The organism is Gottfriedia acidiceleris, from assembly GCF_023115465.1.
Lineage (GTDB): Bacteria > Bacillota > Bacilli > Bacillales > Bacillaceae_G > Gottfriedia > Gottfriedia acidiceleris_B.
This window is the reverse complement of record NZ_CP096034.1, coordinates 2,532,994-2,553,380: the sequence shown is the minus strand read 5'-3', so window position 1 is coordinate 2,553,380 and position 20,387 is coordinate 2,532,994. Positions and strand designations below refer to the sequence as shown.

Here is a 20,387-nt window from a genome sequence, read left to right as displayed (position 1 = left end):
ATAGCCTCTTTCTGTGTTTTTTGACAAAATTCGGAGGTGTTTTTAATGGTAACTTTAACTGGTAATAGCTTAACAATGGAACAAATGAAAAATATTTTATTCGATAAGGCATATGTAAAAGCAAGTGAAGAGAGCTTAGTTGCAGTAAAAGCTTGTAGAGAAAAGGTTGAAGAAATCGTAAATAATGGCAAAGTCGTTTATGGTATCACAACTGGTTTTGGAAAATTTAGTGATGTATTAATTGAAAAAGAAAATGTTTCAACTCTTCAATATAACTTAATTGCTTCTCATGCATGTGGTGTTGGTGAACCGTTCCCTGAATTAGTTTCAAGAGCAATGTTAGTACTACGTGCAAATACAATGTTAAAAGGTCACTCTGGTGTTCGTTTAGTAGTTGTTGAAAAATTACTTTCATTAATTAATGCTCAAATTCACCCAGTTATCCCTTCTCAAGGATCATTAGGTGCAAGCGGAGACTTAGCTCCTTTATCTCACTTAGCGCTAGTTTTACTTGGTGAGGGTGAAGTTTTCTATAAAGGAAAGCGTATGGAAACAGCAGAAGCTTTAGCAAAAGAAGGGATTTTACCAATTACACTAGAAGCTAAAGAAGGTTTAGCTTTAATTAATGGTACTCAAGCAATGACAGCAATGGGCATTCTTACTTATCTTGAAGGTGAAGAATTAGCTTATCAAAGTGAATTAATTTCTTCTATTACATTTGAAGCATTAAATGGCATCACAGATGTTTTTGATGAAAGAATTCATATTGCTCGTGGATATAAAGAACAAATTGAAGTAGCAGAACGTTACCGCAATATTTTAGCAACAAGTCAATTAACGACAAGACAAGGTGAAATCCGAGTACAAGACGCTTATACATTAAGATGTATCCCTCAAGTTCATGGAGCAAGCTGGCAAGTTCTGAACTATGCAAAAGAAAAATTAGAAATCGAAATGAATGCAGCTACTGATAATCCATTATTATTCGGTGATGATGTATTCTCTGGTGGGAATTTCCATGGTCAACCAATCGCATTTGCAATGGACTTCTTTAAATTAGGTGTTGCTGAGTTAGCGAATATTTCAGAAAGACGCATTGAGCGTTTAGTTAACCCACAATTAAATGATTTACCACCATTTTTAAGTCCAGAACCAGGATTACAGTCTGGTGCAATGATTATGCAATATGTGGCCGCTGCTTTAGTTTCTGAAAATAAAACATTAGCACATCCAGCAAGTGTTGATTCAATTCCTTCTTCTGCAAACCAAGAAGACCATGTAAGTATGGGTACAATCGGTGCACGTCATGCATACCAAATTCTACAAAACGCTAGAAGAGTTTTAGCTATCGAATGTATTTGTGCAATGCAAGGTGTTGAATATAAAGGAATTGAAAAAATGTCTGAGACAACTAGAAAGTTTATGGAAGATGCTCGTAAAACTGTTCCATCAATTACTAGAGATCGCGTATTCTCAAAAGACATTGAAAAATTAACAACTTATTTAAAAGAAAATTTCATCGCAAAAAACTATACTAAACAAACACAATTATAAGAAGAGGTGGAAATAAAATGGAAATCACAAAAGGATCTTTAAAAGCGCCAAGAGGTACGGAATTAAACACTAAAGGTTGGATTCAAGAAGCAGCACTTCGTATGTTATTAAACAACTTAGACGAAGAAGTTGCAGAAAGACCAGAAGATTTAGTTGTATACGGTGGAATCGGTAAAGCAGCAAGAAACTGGGAAAGCTTTGATGCAATTATTGAATCATTAAAGAAATTAGAGAGCGATGAAACTTTATTAGTTCAATCAGGTAAACCAGTTGCAGTTTTTAAATCTCACGAAGATGCACCAAGAGTTTTATTAGCAAACTCAAACTTAGTTCCAAAATGGGCAACTTGGGAACACTTCCGTGAATTAGATGAAAAAGGATTAATGATGTACGGTCAAATGACTGCTGGTAGCTGGATTTACATCGGTACTCAAGGGATTTTACAAGGTACTTATGAAACATTTGGTGAAGCTGCTAAACAACATTTCGGTGGAAGCTTAAAAGGTACAATTACAATTACTGCGGGTCTTGGTGGTATGGGTGGAGCTCAACCTCTAGCTGTTACAATGAATGGTGGAGTTGTAATCGGTATTGATGTAGATGAAACTAGAATTCAACGTCGTATTGACACTAGATATTGTGATGTATTAACTCACGATTTAGAGGAAGCTTTACAACTTGCAAGTGAAGCTAAAAATGAAGGAAGAGCTTTAGCAATCGGTTTAGTAGGTAATGCTGCTGAAATTTTACCTCAATTAGTTGAACGTAATTTTGTACCAGATTTAATTACTGACCAAACTTCAGCACATGATCCATTAAATGGTTATTTACCGATCGGAATGACGATGGAAGAAGGAAAGAAACTTCGTATTGAAAATCCAGATGAAGTAATTAAACGTGCAAAACATAGTATGGCAGTTCATGTTGAAGCAATTTTAGCGATGCAACAACGTGGTGCAATCGCATTTGACTACGGTAATAATATTCGTCAAGTTGCTTTAGATGAAGGCGTTAAAAATGCATTTGACTTCCCTGGTTTCGTACCTGCATTTATTCGTCCATTATTCTGTGAAGGTAAAGGGCCTTTCCGTTGGGTAGCACTTTCTGGTGATCCAGAAGATATTTATAAAACAGATGAAGTCATTTTACGTGAATTTGCTGATAACGAGCATTTATGTAACTGGATCCGTATGGCTCGTGAAAAGGTTGCATTCCAAGGTTTACCATCACGTATTTGCTGGTTAGGCTACGGTGAACGTGCTAAATTCGGTAAAATTATTAACGAAATGGTTAAAAATGGCGAATTAAAAGCTCCAATCGTAATCGGGCGTGACCATTTAGATTGTGGATCAGTGGCATCTCCAAATCGTGAAACAGAAAGCATGAAAGATGGCAGTGATGCAGTAGCTGACTGGCCAATCTTAAATGCACTTATTAATGGTGTAAATGGTGCAAGTTGGGTAAGTGTACACCACGGTGGTGGAGTAGGCATGGGTTACTCTTTACATGCTGGTATGGTAATCGTTGCTGACGGTACTGATGCAGCGGCAAAACGTATCGAAAGAGTATTAACTTCAGATCCAGGAATGGGTGTAGTTCGTCACGTTGATGCAGGTTATGATTTAGCTGTTGAAACTGCGAAAGCAAAAGGCGTAAACATCCCAATGATGAAGTAGGTGTTAGAATTGAAAGCAGATATTCTATTAACAAATATTGGTCAATTATTAACGATGGATCATGGTGATGGTCCAATTCATGGAGAAGACATGAGTAATCTTCCTGTTCTAGAAAATGCAGAAATTGCATGGAAAGATGGACAAATTATTTATATCGGACAAATGAACGAACAGAAAATTAATGCAAATGAAGTTATTGATTGCCAGGGAAAACTAGTCACTCCAGGTTTAGTTGACCCTCATACTCACGTGGTCTTTGGAGGATCACGTGAGCATGAAGTTAGTTTGAAATTACAAGGTGCTTCTTATTTAGAAATATTAGAAATGGGTGGCGGGATCCATTCTACTGTAGGTCAAACTAAATTAGCTTCTCATGACGATTTAAAAAAGAAAACGATTCATCACTTAAACAAAATGCTTTCATTCGGTGTAACAACAGTTGAAGCAAAAAGTGGTTATGGACTTGATGAAGAAACTGAATTAAAACAACTTCGAGTTGCGAAGGAATTACAAGCTGAGCATGAGATTGATTTAGTTTCAACTTTCTTAGGTGCGCATGCAGTACCTAAGGAGTATAAAGGGAATGAAGAAGCTTTCTTAGAAAAAATGCTTTCTTTATTAGATGTTATTAAAGAAGAAGAACTTGCTGAATTTGTAGATGTATTCGCTGAAACAGGTGTATTTTCAGTAGAACAATCAAGAGAATTTTTACTAAAAGCAAAAGAACAAGGCTTTCATGTTAAAATTCATGCAGATGAAATTGATCCTCTAGGTGGCACTGAAATGGCAGCTGAAATTGGCGCTATTTCTGCTGATCATCTATGTGGAGCATCTGAAAAAGGTGTAGAAATGCTTGGTAAGAGCAACACAATCGGTGTCATTTTACCGGGAACTACTTTCTATTTAAATAAACCTGAATTTGCACCTGCAAGAGCGATGATTGAAAATAACGTAGCAGTTTCTTTAGCAACTGATTTTAATCCAGGTAGCTGCCCAACTGAAAATTTACAATTAATCATGACAATCGCAATGCTAAAACTAAAAATGACACCTGAGGAAATTTGGAATGCTGTTACGATTAACTCATCATACGCAATTAATCGTGGAGACCAAGCTGGTAAACTAAAAATTGGTCGTAAGGCAGATGTCGTTATTTGGAATGTACCAAACTATACTTATGTACCTTACCATTTTGGTGTAAATCATGTAGAATCAGTATTTAAGAATGGTAAATTAGTAGTAAGTAGGGGTGAACACGATGTCGCTATCACATCTTAAAAAAGCAGGAGATGCAATTTTCATTGATTCAAAAGTAACAAAAGCAAATGAAATCATCTCTACATGGAATGGAATAGAAGCATCAAATTTCTCAATTATAGGTGTACCATTATCTAAAACTTCTATTAGTCATTCAGGTGCAAGCTTCGCACCTGCTTCAATTCGAAAAATGCTAAGTAGCTACAGTACTTATCATATTGAAGACCAAATTGATTTAAAAGACTACAAGGTAACTGATTTTGGAGATATTACGATGCATGTGACTGATTTTGAAGAGTCTAGAAATCGAATTAAATCGACAATTTCTGAATTGCTAGGTCAATACAAAGAAACGATGCCAATCATTTTAGGTGGGGATCATGGAATTAGTTTCCCAAGCATTTCAGCTTTTGCAAAAGAACGAGGAACAGTAGGAGTTATCCAATTTGATGCTCATCATGACTTAAGAAATACTGAAGATGGTGGACGTTCAAACGGTACTCCTTTCCGTAGCTTGATTGACGAAGGGATTCTAAAAGGTGAACACTTAGTTCAGATTGGAATTAGAAATTTCTCAAATAGTGCTCCATACACGGAATTCGGTGTTAATAACGGAGTAACAATCTACTCAATGCGCGATGTTCGCGAATTAGGAATCTCAAAAATTATTAAAGAGAGCATCAACCATTTAGTAGACAAAGTAGATGCAATATACATTAGTCTAGATATGGACGTATTAGACCAAGCCTTCGCTCCTGGTTGCCCAGCAATTGGACCTGGAGGAATGGACAGTCAAACTCTATTAGATGGCATCTGTTATCTTGCATCACATCCTAAAGTTTGTGGAATGGATATCGTTGAGCTAGACCCAACAATCGATTTCCGTGACATGACAAGCCGAATCGCAGCACATGTTATTTTAAACTTTCTTGTTGAGAAGGTTAAACTGATAAATAAGTAAATATGAAACTCGTAAACTTAAATGTTTGCGGGTTTTTTTGCTTTTTAATGTAGGGGTGTAAATAAAGGGTGAGGAGCTAATAAGGACTCCCGGAGAGCAAATAAACTAGAATATACGTTCTAAAATAGAGAATCATGAGGTTTTTAGTTCATCCAAACCAAAATATCGATATTTGATCGCACCAAGCATGCTTGCTATAATCAAAATAAGAACAAATATTCGTTAATAGTGAGAAGTACCAGATTAATAAAATGTCTAAACGAATTAGGAGGAGTTGTTTTGTCAAAAAGCATAAAACAAAGAAAAATAATTTTAGATCTAGCGGTTACATTAGATGGTTTTATAGAAGGGAAAAACGGAGAAATTGATTGGTGCATAATGGATCCTGAAATGGAATTCACAAATTTCTTGAATCAAATTGATACGATTTTATATGGTCGAAAAAGCTATGATTTGTGGGGAAATTATACTCCAAATATAGATGACTCTGAATCTGATAAAGAAATGTGGAATTTAATACATAGCAAGGAAAAATATGTGTTTTCCAGAACTCAATCAAAAGATGAAAATAATGCAACATTTATAAACGAAAATATAACTGAAGAAGTAAATAAATTGAAGGGAAACCCCGGTAAAGACATCTGGTTATATGGCGGATCAAGTCTTATTACATCATTTATAAATTTAGGGCTAGTAGATGAATTTAGACTATCAATTCATCCAGTTATATTGGGAGAAGGAAAACCATTGTTTGTTGACATAAAAGAGAGAAAGAATATAAGCATGATGAAAACAAAAACCTTTTCTTCTGGAGTTGTTCAGGTAATCTATCATTTGAATGAAGAGTAAGTTTGTTAGGGGGGATATAATGTACAACTTTTTTCAACTACATACTGAAAACTATCATGAATGCAGAGAAACTATAAAAAATATTTTCTGGGATGTACCAAGATATGATTAGAAGCTATAGAGGATTTGGACATAATATTGATTTTGAAACAGTTAATTATGAAAAATTTATATTAGTTGAGATAATCGACGAACGAATGAATGGTTTTATTGAAGAAGTTGAAATGTTAAGACAAGGTTCTCTAGTAGCCTTATGCTGTGAAGTCCAAGATATGCTTGATGAAATGCGAAGAGATGACAGAGTATACAACTTTATTAAAGAATTAACTACAATTCCTGAAATTAAAAAAATGCCATTCGAAAATGATGTATTATCCTCTATGTTGTTGGCATTAGAAGAAAAACATGGTGAACACTGGGAAACTTTAGAATTTGGAACTCTTTTTTCAAAAAAACTAGAAAATGTTTATAAAAAATTTGTAATTAATTATTTTAAGCGTTTGTTAGTAAAAGGTGAAAATCGGTTCTGAATAAAAAATATTTTAATTCTTATTCAACTAAAGCAATGCATTAATTGAACAACAGGATCAGCTTTATAGCCAATCTTTTTATTGAGCTAAATGGCAGTTTAGTTCAATAAGGAATGATATAATTAATCGAAAATAACGATTGAAAAAAGGATGATTTTATGAAAAAGTTGGACATTTTATTAATTGTTTAGTTGGTATCATTTCAGCAATATTCTTTGGTGCTTTTTAATTGATATAATTGGAGAAGAAAGATGGGATTCACAATGCAAGTTCCGAGTAAAGCAAAAAAAGTTCTCAGTATTGCGTTACCAGCCATTGGAGAATCATATTTACAAAGTTTACTTGGAGTCGTCGATGCCTTTTTTATCGCAAGACTGGGTCTGTTAGCGATTAACGCAGTAGGTGTAACGAATATCTATAGTATGACGTATGTTGGTGTGTTTGCAGCGATATCAGCTACGCTTTCAATCTTTTTATCGAGAGCTTTTGGTGCAAAAGATCAAGAGCGAAGCAAGTCAGTTATATTTCATGGACTGTTTATATCCGTTCTTATAGGATGCCTTTTTTCGGTTGCTTCTGTAGCTTTTGCAAACCCTTTGTTAGATTTGGCTGGTGCAAACGAAGTACTAAAGGATACAGCTTTAACCTATTTTAAAGTGGTTCTTGGGCTAACCCCATTTATTGCATTGTTTACAGCTCAATCTGCTTCATTTCGTGCAATCGGTGATACTATGACGCCTTTACGTGTTGGATTAGAAATGAACATTGTTCATGTGATCCTTGATTACATTTTAATCTTTGGCGCAGGTTCATTTCATGGACTCGGATTAACTGGTGCAGCCGTAGCAATGATTTTAGCAAGGATATATGGCTTTATTCGTCTTTTCATCAAATCCCAGCAAATTCCATCGATTGCTTTAAAAATCAGTGATGTTAAATTAATTGGAAGCTTGGCGGGTAGCATGATTAAATATGCAGTACCTGCGACTTTAGAGAGATTATCCATGCGATTAGGGCAAGTTGTCTACTTTGGCTTAATTGTACGCATGGGAGTAGAAGTGTATGCTACGCATAATATTGCTGGTACATTAACAACATTTGCTTCTACGATTGGTGCAGGGTTTGCGATAGCAGCTAGCACTCTTATTGGTCAGGCTATTGGGGAAAATAAGCTCTCAGATGTAAGGGAATATCGGAAATGGAGTTACATTCAATCAGCTATTTCAATGACTGTTGTAACGGCTATTTTAGCTGTTTTTAGCCCTTGGATAGGTCAATTGTTTACGCACAATGAAAAGGTAATTCATTTATTAAAAATTATATTATTCATTGATCTAATTTCACAGCCATTTTTAGCGTCAGTTTTAGTTGATACCTCTGTCGTGCAAGCTGGTGGGAACAGTAAATTCCCCATGTTTGTTACGATGATTGGTATATGGGTCGTCCGTACTTTGGGAGTTTATGTATTTGCATGGAAACTTGGATTTGGTTTGCCCGCTGTATGGATTTCGATTGCTGCTGACAATGCTTTACGAGCTGGACTATTTGTGTTGTATCGAAAAAGGAGACATGTTATTAGGGATTTAGAGTAACCAATTTATGACAATTCTTATGCAACTAGTCGAGTAGAAAGGAGTCTTTTTACCTTATGGTAAATCGAACTCCATCCCCTCTCAGCACCGTGCTTGCGCTATTAACGCACACGGCTCCTCCAACTTATCATTCACAGAACTCAGCTGATTTCAATCAGACTTTACTATTCTGCTATCCTTAAAAGTTTTGTTTCCATTTATTCTACCTCTGTGTGTAGTAAATGTGTCCTTATTAAGGGGGATACTTTGGTAGCAGTCTTTCCTCCATCGGCATTACCCAACTTCATAGTTACTACACTGCTATCCGACTCCCTACATCGGCATTTGGTTTCCTTACTTGTTACGCTTGTACACCTTACTCTTCTATTAAATGAAAAGACCGCAGGATTTGATACATTTTACCAATCAACGTAAATGTTAAGATAATGGGAAGAGTTGGAAGTATCTATGGATTTGTAGAGGCAATATTGGTGATAATTTCAACCATACTAATCGGATTTTCTACTCACTATGTATCGGTTAAAATATCAGTAATTGCAGGTAGTTTTATTATGCTATTTTTAGCACTATTATTAGGTGTAGTTACTATGCGACCTTCAAGTGAAAACTATCTGAGAAGCGTTGAATACAAATAAAGTTCTTATAATTTAGTAAAAATACTTTTTGATCTTATGCAACTAACTAATGCAATAGTTCAATAATATATTGTTTTTATTAAGAGTGGTTTTTTAAAACTACTTTCGGTTGCTTCGGCAGCTAAGAACTGTAAAAGATAATTTAGGAGAATAATATGAACTTTTCACATCTTGCAGTTGCACCATTATATATTATTGTGTCATTAATGGGTTTAGGATATCTTATTTTTTGTTGGAAAGATAAAGGCTGTTTAAATATGATGTTCAAAATTTATGCCATTTTACACATAAGTATCTATTTTATTGCACTTTATTTCTATATAACTGGAAAGTGATGCTCTATTATGTTTAATGGAATAAAAAAAATTAATTTTTCTTATTCAACTAACTAACTAATGCGATTCTTCAATAACGAAGGATCGTTTTTCTTATGAAGCTAAATGCCAGTTTAGTTGAATTAGGAAAAGTAATATAATTGATAGAATTGTAAATGATATCTAATAAAGGAGTGAATCTTGTGATTGATAAAAGAAAGATTAAAACTAACAATCATGAAATAGATGATGAATTACAAGAAATTTCGGATTCAACAATTTTATTAAACTTCCAAAATGCAATAGTTAGTTTATACCCACATTTAATTCCAATTCATGCTTTTGCATATAATGCATGGGACGATATTATAATGCCATTATTTTATGAGATGGTTTATAAGACATTTGCTTTTAAATATGGAATTGAGGTAAATCATAATGAAACTCATATCTATATGTATTCATTAAGTAGCTATAAAGGGATAAATCATATTGAGTGTGTTCCAAAATACACTACTTTTAAAGGGCTAGTAACTGATGTATGGGTTGATATGGACAAGAATAACTTGGGTGAAAAGGTACTTATATTCAAATCATTTGGAGATGGAGTATATTTTCTTACAGGTGGAATTGACGTAAATGATGCTTATAATGTGGGGTTTAATCTTGTAGAAGTTGATATTGTTTGTGCAAAAACTAGATATCCCTTAAAAACAATATTTATAAAAAAAGATGATTTAGATTATGAGTTTGTTGCAGAAACTTACGATAAAAAAATTCATAATTAAGTTATTCTTATGCAACTACGAGGAAGGTACTAGATGATTAATAATATTGAAGAAGTTTTAATCAATGTTTTTATGATGACGGAAGATTAAGGGATATATATTAAACAAACGTACATAACAAATTGAGTTATTTGAAACAAAGATAAAAAATCAGTTTTATATTATTTTATCAATAAATTAAGGACACTTAGCAAATTAGCATATATAATTAGTAAAGCCGAATAATAGGCGTTTGTGAATATTAATAACTATATGCTTCAGTTGGAAAGTGAGATAAATTAATTATGAAATATGATTTAGTTTTTGATTTAGACGATACATTAATTCAAACCCAAGCCGCATTTGGGCATAATATAGATTTATGTTCGAATTTAGTACATCAAGCGCTAGATGAAAAAGTAATAATAAATGACATTAAAGAAGTTTTTAACAAAATTGATCTAGAACTAATAAAAGAAATGGGTTTCACTAAAGCGCGATATCCTTATGCATGGGAATCAACTTTAGATTTATTGGCAACACGATTTAATATAGAGATATCAAGTATTGTCAATGATCAATTACTCTCATTAGCAAAAACGATATTTAAAGTAAATATTCCACTGCAAAATGACACGTTTATTATAGAAGAATTATCAAATCACAAAGATGTAGCAAGTATGACTATATTGACTTTAGGTGAAAAAGACGTACAAACAAAGCGAGTAATGGATACTGGATTATTGCATCATTTTGATAACGTATTTATTACAAGTAAAAAAGATATAAATACCTATGTTGAGTTAAATGAAAAATTAACGAATCCAGTTATGATTGGGAACTCTCTTAGAAGTGACATTGTACCTGCTTTAGATGCAGGGATGAAAGCAATTCATATTATTAGAGATTCATGGTCTTATGATGAAATTGAACATAATCACAGAATAGATAGTATTAAATCATTGGTCGAGATAAAATTACTTTTATTTGGTAATTTGGTAAAACTGTAAAGAGGGTTTTTAGTCTTTATTGATCGTTCAATTCAATTAACAACTCTCCTTGTTAAACTTTATCATTTTGTTGATCTTACGTATGGATTAGCTCAACCACAAAAGGAGGATGATCATTACACGATCATCCTTTGTTTCATTTGTATGAATAACTGAACTAACATTTTGATAGATAAGTTTTACATCCTCCATCAATGGCAAAACTAATGATAAAAGGAGGATGCAAAAGTGACTCAAGATCGATTTGAAGAAGCATATGAAATGTATAGAAATCAAAGTGATGACGAACAAATGATGGTAGAGGAATCAGTAAATCAGGACAAGGAACATATTGTTGCTGTTCGTAAAAATGAAGATGGTGATTTAATTGGTTTCAGAACAAGTTTTAATCGTGATCTAGATTATCTTCAAGCTTTGCAGGAAGCAAAAAGTGGGAATTTAGCACATGTAGATGTAATCCATAAGTATGGTCGTGACATCCTCAGAAGTGAACCGGATGGTATAGCAGAGAATAATTTAAGTAATTTGCCTGAATTTTAAGACTAAAAAGCATATAAAAAATGAAGTAAACCCACTAGGAATTTTCCTCGTGGGTTTTTTATTAGATCTACTCATTTTTCGTCAATGAAAGTAATTGAAGTCAAAAGAAAGAGAGTGAACATAAAATTGCAAATAGATTTAAAATATCAACATTCTCAATCATGATGAGGTTCTTCTATTTAAATCTTAGTATAGCTTGTCCAAACTTTAAAAATATAAGTCTGTAAGTGGGGAAGTTACTTATTCAGTTCGATTAAGTCTATTTAATCTTGGTAATTGAAATTGTTCGCCGTTTGCTTCTTCAGTTCCAGCGCCTTCGTTGTGTTCGGAATCTGTTCTGATTTTGCTTTTTTTGATTTTGCTGTCTCTAATTTTAATTCCTTGTTGTCCGCCTAATTCATCATTATCTCTTCCAGCAATACCGCTTCTACCATTTCCATCTGCAAATTGTGAACGATCATTTGACGTTTGGCTATTGTCTCTAGCATTTTGTCCACCTTGATTTGCGTTCATTCCAACATTTCGATTAATTTGTCCTCCGCCTTCTGCTCTTTGTTCGACCTGGATTCGATTCTCTTTAATTTCAATGTTGAAAAAATTAAAATGGATTGAACCATCTTGATTAGCTGCTGCAAGCACCCCTTGAATTTCTTCTTTTAATGCTTTGAAATCTTCAAATTCTGCTGCCATCGTAAAAAACACTCCTTTCTATCATTACTCTCACTTTATTCACTTTTAATAGTTTCTGATTAGACATTTAATAGATTTACAATTTAAATACTTTAGAGTAAAAGTTTGAAATTCCCACTATAAATTGCTGTTTTTTCCAAGTAACAGGTACTAATTACACAGAATAATTCATTATTTCACATTTAAATCATAGATTAGTAATGGAGTGTGATCTAGTTGAATCCTTTTTTAATAAAAATAGTAAAATCATTTTGCGGTGTAATTGTTATTGACCTGTTATTACTTACTTATTGCTTGTTACTAGGTAGCTATTTTCATATTTTACATTCATTTACTTGGTTCGGATTTCAAATTATTGTTTTACCGTTTAGCCTTTTAGCATTTATAATGTCAATTGTTTATTTTAGTAAAAAAATAGAAATCGAGGTATCAGAAGATAGTGATGAACTTGAAGAAATTGAAATTGAGCATTCAACAAGAATGGAAAAATACCATCAGGCAGAAAAAAATGAACTGAGGTGGTAAAATGGACCTCGAAAATATTGTTTTACGAAATATTGAAGAGCGGATCAAACGTCTAAGATTAAAACAAGATGAAGATGGTTCTTGGGAATTTTGTTTTGAAGGTTCATTAATTACGGATAGTTTTATGATTTTATTAATGAATGATCTTGAATACAAAAATCAAAAGGTGTTTGATGGGATTATTGATCGTATCATCAATCTTCAACATCCGAATGGGGCTTGGAAACTATACGAGGATGAAAAAGATGGGAACTTAAATGCAACAGTACAAGCTTACATAGCTTTATTAATCTCAAAAAAGTATACAAAAGAACACTCAAGTATGAAGAAAGCTGAAAAATTTATCCGTGAAAACGGTGGTATTAAAAAAACGCATTTTATGTTAAAAATGATTCTGGCTACTCATGGTTTGATTGAGTATCCTAAATTATTTTACTTTCCAATGAGCTATTTTTTGCTGCCGGAAAAAATGCCGTTAAGTTTATTTGATTTAAGTAATTATGCTAGAGTTCATTTAGTTCCAATGATACTTTGTATAAATAAGCGATTTAAAGTTAAATTGGATGACGATCTAACTATCGATCATCTTATGGAAACAAGTGAGGTAGAATGGTTTTACGAAGAGCGAGGAAGTTTTTATCAATTTTTACTTGAGGAAGGTAAGAAGCTAGCTTCATATCCTCTCTATTTTCACCAGAAAGGATATGAAAAGGCTGAAAGATTTATTTTGGATCGTATTGAAACAAATGGAACTTTTTATAGCTATGCTAGTTCTACGTTTTATATGATTTATGCTTTAATGGCTTTAGGCTATGAATCTACTTCATCTGTTATTCAAAATGCTCTACAAGGACTTCTTTCATATGCAGCCGATACTGAAGCGGGACTTCATATTCAAAATTCGCCATCAAAAGTTTGGGATACGGCATTATTGTCATATGCAATTCAAGAAGCTGGTTACCAGGTAACTGATCCGATTGTTTCGAAGTCAATAAACTACCTAATTAAGAAACAGCAAAATATGAATGGTGACTGGAAGGTTCATGCTAAAAATTTAAGTCCTGGTGGTTGGGGCTTTTCTGATGTTAATTCTTTTATTCCAGATAATGATGATACTGGTGCAGTTTTAAGGGCATTAAGTAGAAATGCTTTGGATCACTCCACAATTCATGAAAGTTGGTTAAGGGGAGTTCATTTTTTACTTGGACTTCAAAATGATGATGGTGGTTGGGGAGCTTTCGAAAAAAATGTAACGAATAAGTGGTTAACATTTTTACCAATTGAAAATGCTAAAGATGCAATCATTGATCCTTCAACTGCGGATCTAACAGGACGTATTTTAGAATTTATTGGACACTATACGACGATTTCAAATGATGATCTGATTGTGCAAAAGACGGTTAATTGGCTTTTAAAAAACCAAAAATCAAATGGTAGTTGGTATGGTAGATGGGGTATTTGTTATATTTATGGGACTTGGGCAGCAATTACAGGTCTCAGAGCCGTGGGAATTCGTAAAAATCATGAGGCAATTAAAAAAGCTGAGAAATGGTTAGTTAGTATTCAAAATGAAGACGGAGGTTGGGGAGAGTCAGGACTTTCACCTGTTAAAAATAAATATGTTCCTTTAAAATATAGTACACCTAGTCAAACTGCGTGGGCAGTTGATACTTTACTTTCAATTCGTAATAAAGAAGATGAAGTAATTAGAAAAGGGATAAAATTTTTAACTACTCAAAGTGAATTATCAAATAAAGCATTAACTTATCCAACTGGATTAGGATTACCTGGTCAGTTTTATATTGACTATCATAGCTATAATGAAATTTATCCGCTATTAGCACTAGCACACTATAAAAATAGTTAAATAATACTATTATGTAAACAAAATAAATTTATTTTTGGAAATCTTTCCATAAATGTCTTTTCTTTATCATATAAATATAGTAAACTGTTTTATATTGAATATAACTAAATAATCCTTATCGAGAGTGGTGGAGGGACTGGCCCTTTGAAACCCGGCAACTTTAGCGAAAGCTAAAAAGTGCTAAATCCAGCATGTTTAAAACATGAGAGATAAGGCGTGATCTGTACTTAAACGTCATTCTCTCATTTTTTTTGAGAGAATGGCGTTTTTTATTTTATATAAACGGGAAGTGATTGAATGGGCTTATTGGAAAAGTTAAAAGATGGAATTGTTTTAGGTGACGGCGCAATGGGAACGCTTTTGTATTCTGGCGGACTTCACAGTTGTTTTGAAGAACTTAATATTACTGAGCGTGATCGAATCATTCATATACATGAACAATATATAGATGCTGGCGCAGAAGTAATTCAAACTAATTCGTACGGTGCTAATGCTGGAAAACTGAGACAATATGGTTTGGAAAAGCTGGTTAAGCAAATTAATCAAATGGCTGTTAGAAATGCTAGAGCGGCATCAAAAGGAAGAGCATTAGTAATCGGTGGTATAGGTGGAATGAAATATGTAGGTTCTACTTTTACGACACCTTTAGAACGTGAAATGATGCTGCTTGAGCAAGCTTCAGCGTTACTAGAAGAAGGCGTAGATGGGATCATGCTTGAAACATTTTATGATGAAAATGAATTATATGATGCTGTGAATCTATTAAGAGGAAGAACGGATTTACCTATTATTGCACAAGTCACACTACAAGAAATTGGCATTATGCAAAGTGGCCAATATATCGAAAAAATTCTTCCTAGTTTAATTGATTTGGGAGCAGATGTAGTTGGAATCAATTGTCATCTAGGACCACTTCATATGTTGGAGTCATTAAATACGGTTTCTTTACCAACGAATGGGTACTTATCGGCATTTCCTAATTCAGGATTACCACTTTACAATGAGGGAAAATACGTATACAAATCGAATCCAGAATATTTTGAAGATATGGCAAAACCATTTATTGAACAAGGTATAAGACTAATCGGTGGATGTTGTGGTACAACACCAGCTCATATCTCTGCTTTACGAAGTAAGATTGATACTTTACAGCCTGTAACAAAAAAAGATGTGAAAAACAGAACAATTAAAATTACAATCCATAATCAAGAAGAACGAAAGAATGAAACGCTAGCTGAAAAGGCAAAAAAGAGAACGACGATCATTGCAGAGCTAGATCCACCAAAAACATTACAAACTAGAAAGTTTTTTGAAGGAGCAAAAGCATTACATAGCGCAGGGGCTGATGCAATTACGCTAGCAGATAATCCACTAGCTTCACCTAGAATTTCGAATGTAGCGATGGCTTCACTGCTTCAAAGATTAGATGTACCAGTTTTGACACATTTAACTTGTAGAGATCGGAATATGATTGGACTTCAATCTCATTTAATGGGGCTATCAACTTTAGGATTAAATGAAGTTCTTGCTATTACCGGTGATCCAGCAAGGGTAGGCGATTTTCCAGGTGCAACTTCTGTATATGATGTAGCATCACTTGAACTAATTCGGATGATTAAAGAAATGAATGAAGGTAGACTTTATTCTGGTAAAAGCTTAGGAAATGGAACGAGATTTTCAGTCGCTGCAGCTTTTAACCCAAATGTTCGGAAATTTGATGCGGCAATTAAAAGACTTGAGAAAAAGGTCGAGGCGGGAGCGGATTATTTTTTAACGCAGCCAATTTATGATTTTGAAACGATTGATAAGTTATATGAGTCAACTCGTCATATTAAACAGCCAATTTTTATTGGAATTATGCCACTAGTTAGTAAGAAGAATGCTGATTTTATCCATTATGAAGTTCCAGGAATTACTTTATCAGAAGAGGTAAGAAATAGAATTTCATCAGTTGAACCAGAAAGAGCAGTTGATGAAGGTAAAAAAATTGCGAAAGAGCTTATTGATTATGTTAAGGATAAATTTAATGGCATTTATTTTATCACTCCATTTTTGAAGTATGAAATAACAGAGGACTTAATTCAATTTACTAAAAGTAGCAATAAAGAGGAGATTCAACTATGAAAACTTTAGATATCGCACTAAAAGAAAAAATATTACTTCTTGATGGAGCAATGGGAACGATGATCCAGCAAAGAAACTTAACAGCAGAAGACTTTGGTGGAGAAGATTACGAAGGTTGTAATGAATATTTAGTTGTTACAAGGCCGGATGTTATACAAGAAATTCATGAGGAGTATATATTTGCTGGTTCCGACATTATCGAAACGAACACATTCGGAGCAACAAATATTGTTTTATCCGATTATAATTTACAACATTTAGATATCGAACTAAATGAAATTGCAGCAAGAATTGCAAAGCAAGCAGTTGTGGCATCGGGTAAAGAAGTATATGTAGCAGGTGCGATGGGACCAACAACAAAAGCTATTAGTGTTACAGGTGGTGTTACTTTTGATGAATTAATTACTGCATATAATCGACAAGCAATCGGATTAATAAATGGTGGCGTAGATGTTTTATTAGTTGAAACTTGTCAAGATATGAGAAATGTTAAAGCTGCTTGTATTGGGATTAGTAAAGCATTTAACGAATTAAATAAAAAATTACCAGTTATGATTTCCGGGACGATTGAACCAATGGGGACAACATTAGCAGGTCAAACAATTGATGCTTTCTATTTAGCCATTGAACATATTTCTCCAATATCAGTTGGATTAAACTGTGCAACAGGACCTGAGTTTATGAGAGACCATGTTCGTTCATTGTCAGAACTATCTGAGACATTTGTTTCATGTTATCCAAATGCTGGTTTACCAGATGAAGATGGACATTATCATGAATCACCAGAATCTTTAGCGCACAAAGTACGAGATTTTGCTGAACAAGGATGGATCAATATAATAGGTGGTTGTTGTGGAACAACTCCTGAACATATTAGGGCAATGAAAGAAGCGGTAAGTGGAATTACTCCTCGTCAACCTAAAAAAAGAGAAGATCATGCGGTTAGTGGTTTAGAATCACTTCGCTACGACGATAGTATGAGGCCACTATTCGTTGGTGAAAGAACAAACGTTATTGGATCTCGTAAATTTAAAAATTTAATCGCTGACGGAAAATTTGAAGAAGCTTCAGAGATTGCGAGAGCTCAAGTGAAAAAAGGTGCTCATGTCATCGATGTATGTATGGCAGATCCTGATCGTGATGAAGTTGAAGATATGGAAAATTTCATAAAGCAATTAGTTAATAAAGTAAAAGTACCAATCATGATCGATTCAACTGATGAAAACGTAATTGAATTAGCACTAACTTATATTCAAGGTAAAGCGATTATTAATTCGATTAATCTTGAAGATGGGGAGGAGCGATTTGAGAAAATACTACCTTTTATTCATAAATATGGTGCTGCCATTGTAGTTGGTACGATTGATGAAGATGGGATGGCTGTATCAGCGGAAAGAAAATTAGAAATTGCAAAAAGAAGTTATCAACTATTAACTGAAAAATATAAAATTCGTGCGACAGACATCATCTTTGATCCGCTTGTTTTTCCTGTAGGTACAGGTGATACGCAATATATCGGTTCTGCAAAAGCGACTATTGATGGCATTAAATTAATTAAAGATGAATTTCCGCAGTGTTTAACGATTTTAGGTTTAAGTAATATTTCATTTGGATTACCAAATGCTGGTCGCGAAGTGTTAAATGCCGTTTTCTTATATCATTCTACAAAGGCTGGTCTTGATTACGCGATTGTGAATACTGAGAAATTAGAACGATTCGCTTCAATTCCTGCAGAAGAACGGGAGCTTGCTGAGGATTTATTATTCCATACGTCTCAAGAAACATTAGATAAATTTGTTGAGCATTTTAGAAATTCAGTAAAGAAAGAAGAAAAACCGAAAGAACAGCTTCCAATTGAAGAAAGATTAGCTGCGTGTGTAATTGAAGGTTCAAAACAAGGATTAATAGAAGATCTACAAGCTTGTCTCGACCGTGGTGACACACCGTTAAATATTATTAATGGTCCACTAATGACTGGGATGGATGAAGTTGGTAGACTTTTCAATAATAATGAGCTAATCGTAGCTGAAGTATTACAAAGTGCAGAAGTAATGAAGGCATCTGTAAATTTTTTAGAGCAATTTATGGAGAAAACTGAAAGCTCTAGAAAAGGGAAAGTCATTTTAGCAACTGTTAAAGGTGATGTTCATGATATTGGAAAGAACTTAGTTGATATTATTTTGACGAATAATGGCTTTGATGTTGTCAATTTAGGCATTAATATTCGACCAGATGATTTAATTACAAAGATTCGTGAAAACAAACCCGACATTATTGGCTTATCAGGCCTATTAGTAAAGTCTGCTCAACAAATGGTTATTACAGCTGGTGACTTAAAAAGCGCCGGAATTGACACACCAATATTAGTTGGTGGCGCAGCATTAACTAGAAAATTTACTGAAAACCGTATTCAACCAATTTACGATGGATTAGTTGTTTACTCAAATGACGCGATGACTGGTTTAGACTTAGCAAATAAAATTGTTAATCCAGATGAATTAAAAGCATTAGAAGAAAAGAAAAAAGCAATTAAAAAAATAGACAATGTTATTGAATTACCTGTTCCTGAAATGAATACAACGAGATCTGCAATACAAAAATCAGATTGCCTAGTTCCTTCATCATTAAGCAAAACGGTCATCAAAAATATTCCAGTAGCTCAAGTGGCACCTTTTATTAATTATCAAATGCTCATAGGACATCATTTAGGGGTAAAAGGTAAATGGGAAAATCAAGAACGTGGCCAGGAGTTATACGAGTTAGTTCAAGAATTCTTAAAAGATGGAAATGAATATTTTGACTGCCAAGTAATCTATCAATTTTTTCCGGCTCAAAGTGATGGCAATGATGTCATTATTTATGACTCCGAAACGAAAAAACCGATTGAACGTTTTCAATTTCCGAGACAAAGAAAAGAACCAAATCTTTGTATAAGCGACTTTTTAAATCCTGTTGGTGAAGAGATGGATTATGTTGGATTCTTCTCTGTAACATCGGGACCACGAGTAAGAAATATTGCTGAAAGATTGAAACAAGAAGGGGAGTATTTAAAAAGTCACGTTTTATTCTCATTAGCTTTAGAATTAGCAGAAGGTTTAGCTGAAAAAACGCATATGCTGATGAGAGAAAAATGGGGATTCCCAGATCGTCCAGACTTCACAATGTCTGAGCGTTTTAAAGCAAGATATCAAGGAATCAGAGTTTCTTTTGGTTACCCTGCTTGTCCAAATCTTGAGGATCAAGAAAAGCTCTTTAAATTAATTAACCCAAATGAAATTGGGATTAATCTGACAGAAGGATTTATGATGCTACCAGAAGCATCTGTAACTGCGATGGTATTCTCGCATAAAGATGGAAGATATTTTTCAGTTTAAAAAGCTAGAATAATTATTCATTTGATTCAATAAAATCAAAATTTAGTTAAGATATTTCAAATAGGTAGTAGAAATAGTTCATGCATCAATCTACTACCTTTTTCTTAAGAAAATAGAGGAGT

Annotated in this window: 17 protein-coding genes and 1 riboswitch; of the genes, 16 read left to right on the top strand and 1 reads right to left on the bottom strand. The window is 33.8% G+C overall.

Annotated elements, in window-relative coordinates; all coding sequences use genetic code 11:
- Positions 1-45: 45 nt before the first annotated feature.
- From hutH to MY490_RS12125, 12 genes are all read left to right on the top strand, one after another.
- The gene (gene hutH / locus MY490_RS12180; protein WP_248265963.1) at positions 46-1,554 is read left to right on the top strand and encodes a histidine ammonia-lyase; all 1,509 of its coding nucleotides are present in this window, start codon (positions 46-48) and stop codon (positions 1,552-1,554) included.
- 17 nt (positions 1,555-1,571) lie between these two features.
- The gene (hutU, locus tag MY490_RS12175; RefSeq protein ID WP_248265962.1) at positions 1,572-3,230 is read left to right on the top strand and encodes a urocanate hydratase; all 1,659 of its coding nucleotides are present in this window, start codon (positions 1,572-1,574) and stop codon (positions 3,228-3,230) included.
- 54 nt (positions 3,231-3,284) lie between these two features.
- Positions 3,285-4,508, top strand: a complete 1,224-nt coding sequence (gene hutI, locus MY490_RS12170) for an imidazolonepropionase (RefSeq protein WP_248269368.1) — start codon at positions 3,285-3,287, stop codon at positions 4,506-4,508.
- A complete protein-coding gene (hutG, locus tag MY490_RS12165; protein ID WP_248265961.1) occupies positions 4,489-5,448 on the top strand; it encodes a formimidoylglutamase in 960 nt (319 codons plus the stop codon). The genes hutI and hutG overlap by 20 nt, the downstream gene beginning before the upstream one ends.
- Positions 5,449-5,727: 279 nt before the next feature.
- On the top strand, positions 5,728-6,297 hold the full coding sequence (locus MY490_RS12160; protein WP_248265960.1) for a dihydrofolate reductase family protein: 570 nt from the start codon (positions 5,728-5,730) through the stop codon (positions 6,295-6,297).
- A 104-nt stretch (positions 6,298-6,401) separates the two neighbouring features.
- Entirely contained in the window at positions 6,402-6,827 is a 426-nt protein-coding gene (locus MY490_RS12155; protein ID WP_248265959.1) for a hypothetical protein, read from the top strand.
- 251 nt (positions 6,828-7,078) lie between these two features.
- Complete coding sequence (locus MY490_RS12150) at positions 7,079-8,419, top strand: MATE family efflux transporter (RefSeq protein ID WP_248265958.1); 1,341 nt, start codon at positions 7,079-7,081, stop codon at positions 8,417-8,419.
- Positions 8,420-8,889: 470 nt separating this feature from the next.
- A complete protein-coding gene (locus tag MY490_RS12145; RefSeq protein ID WP_248265957.1) occupies positions 8,890-9,054 on the top strand; it encodes a hypothetical protein in 165 nt (54 codons plus the stop codon).
- Between the two features lie 155 nt (positions 9,055-9,209).
- Positions 9,210-9,389, top strand: coding sequence for a hypothetical protein (locus MY490_RS12140; RefSeq protein WP_248265956.1), 180 nt, complete (start codon positions 9,210-9,212; stop codon positions 9,387-9,389).
- A 182-nt stretch (positions 9,390-9,571) separates the two neighbouring features.
- Positions 9,572-10,156 carry a hypothetical protein gene (locus tag MY490_RS12135; protein WP_248265955.1) on the top strand — a complete coding sequence of 195 codons (585 nt, stop codon included), beginning with the start codon at positions 9,572-9,574 and terminating at the stop codon, positions 10,154-10,156.
- 284 nt (positions 10,157-10,440) lie between these two features.
- Positions 10,441-11,145, top strand: a complete 705-nt coding sequence (locus tag MY490_RS12130; RefSeq protein ID WP_248265954.1) for an HAD family hydrolase — start codon at positions 10,441-10,443, stop codon at positions 11,143-11,145.
- A gap of 291 nt (positions 11,146-11,436) precedes the next feature.
- The gene (locus tag MY490_RS12125) at positions 11,437-11,685 is read left to right on the top strand and encodes a DUF3892 domain-containing protein (protein ID WP_432707075.1); all 249 of its coding nucleotides are present in this window, start codon (positions 11,437-11,439) and stop codon (positions 11,683-11,685) included.
- A gap of 240 nt (positions 11,686-11,925) precedes the next feature.
- Here MY490_RS12125 and MY490_RS12120 read toward each other — a convergent pair whose 3' ends face one another.
- Entirely contained in the window at positions 11,926-12,375 is a 450-nt protein-coding gene (locus tag MY490_RS12120) for a hypothetical protein (RefSeq protein WP_248265952.1), read from the bottom strand.
- 216 nt (positions 12,376-12,591) lie between these two features.
- On the opposite strand from MY490_RS12120, the gene MY490_RS12115 reads away from it, so the two are divergent.
- The 4 genes from MY490_RS12115 (at position 12,592) to metH (ending at position 20,265) form a co-directional block, all read left to right on the top strand.
- Complete coding sequence (locus MY490_RS12115) at positions 12,592-12,900, top strand: hypothetical protein (RefSeq protein WP_248265951.1); 309 nt, start codon at positions 12,592-12,594, stop codon at positions 12,898-12,900.
- 1 nt (position 12,901) lies between these two features.
- Positions 12,902-14,767 carry a terpene cyclase/mutase family protein gene (locus MY490_RS12110; protein ID WP_248265950.1) on the top strand — a complete coding sequence of 622 codons (1,866 nt, stop codon included), beginning with the start codon at positions 12,902-12,904 and terminating at the stop codon, positions 14,765-14,767.
- Positions 14,768-14,879: 112 nt separating this feature from the next.
- Positions 14,880-14,983: riboswitch (SAM riboswitch) on the top strand.
- A gap of 81 nt (positions 14,984-15,064) precedes the next feature.
- A complete protein-coding gene (locus MY490_RS12105) occupies positions 15,065-16,891 on the top strand; it encodes a bifunctional homocysteine S-methyltransferase/methylenetetrahydrofolate reductase (protein ID WP_248265949.1) in 1,827 nt (608 codons plus the stop codon).
- Positions 16,888-20,265, top strand: coding sequence for a methionine synthase (metH, locus tag MY490_RS12100; RefSeq protein WP_248265948.1), 3,378 nt, complete (start codon positions 16,888-16,890; stop codon positions 20,263-20,265). The genes MY490_RS12105 and metH overlap by 4 nt, the downstream gene beginning before the upstream one ends.
- Positions 20,266-20,387 lie beyond the last annotated feature (122 nt).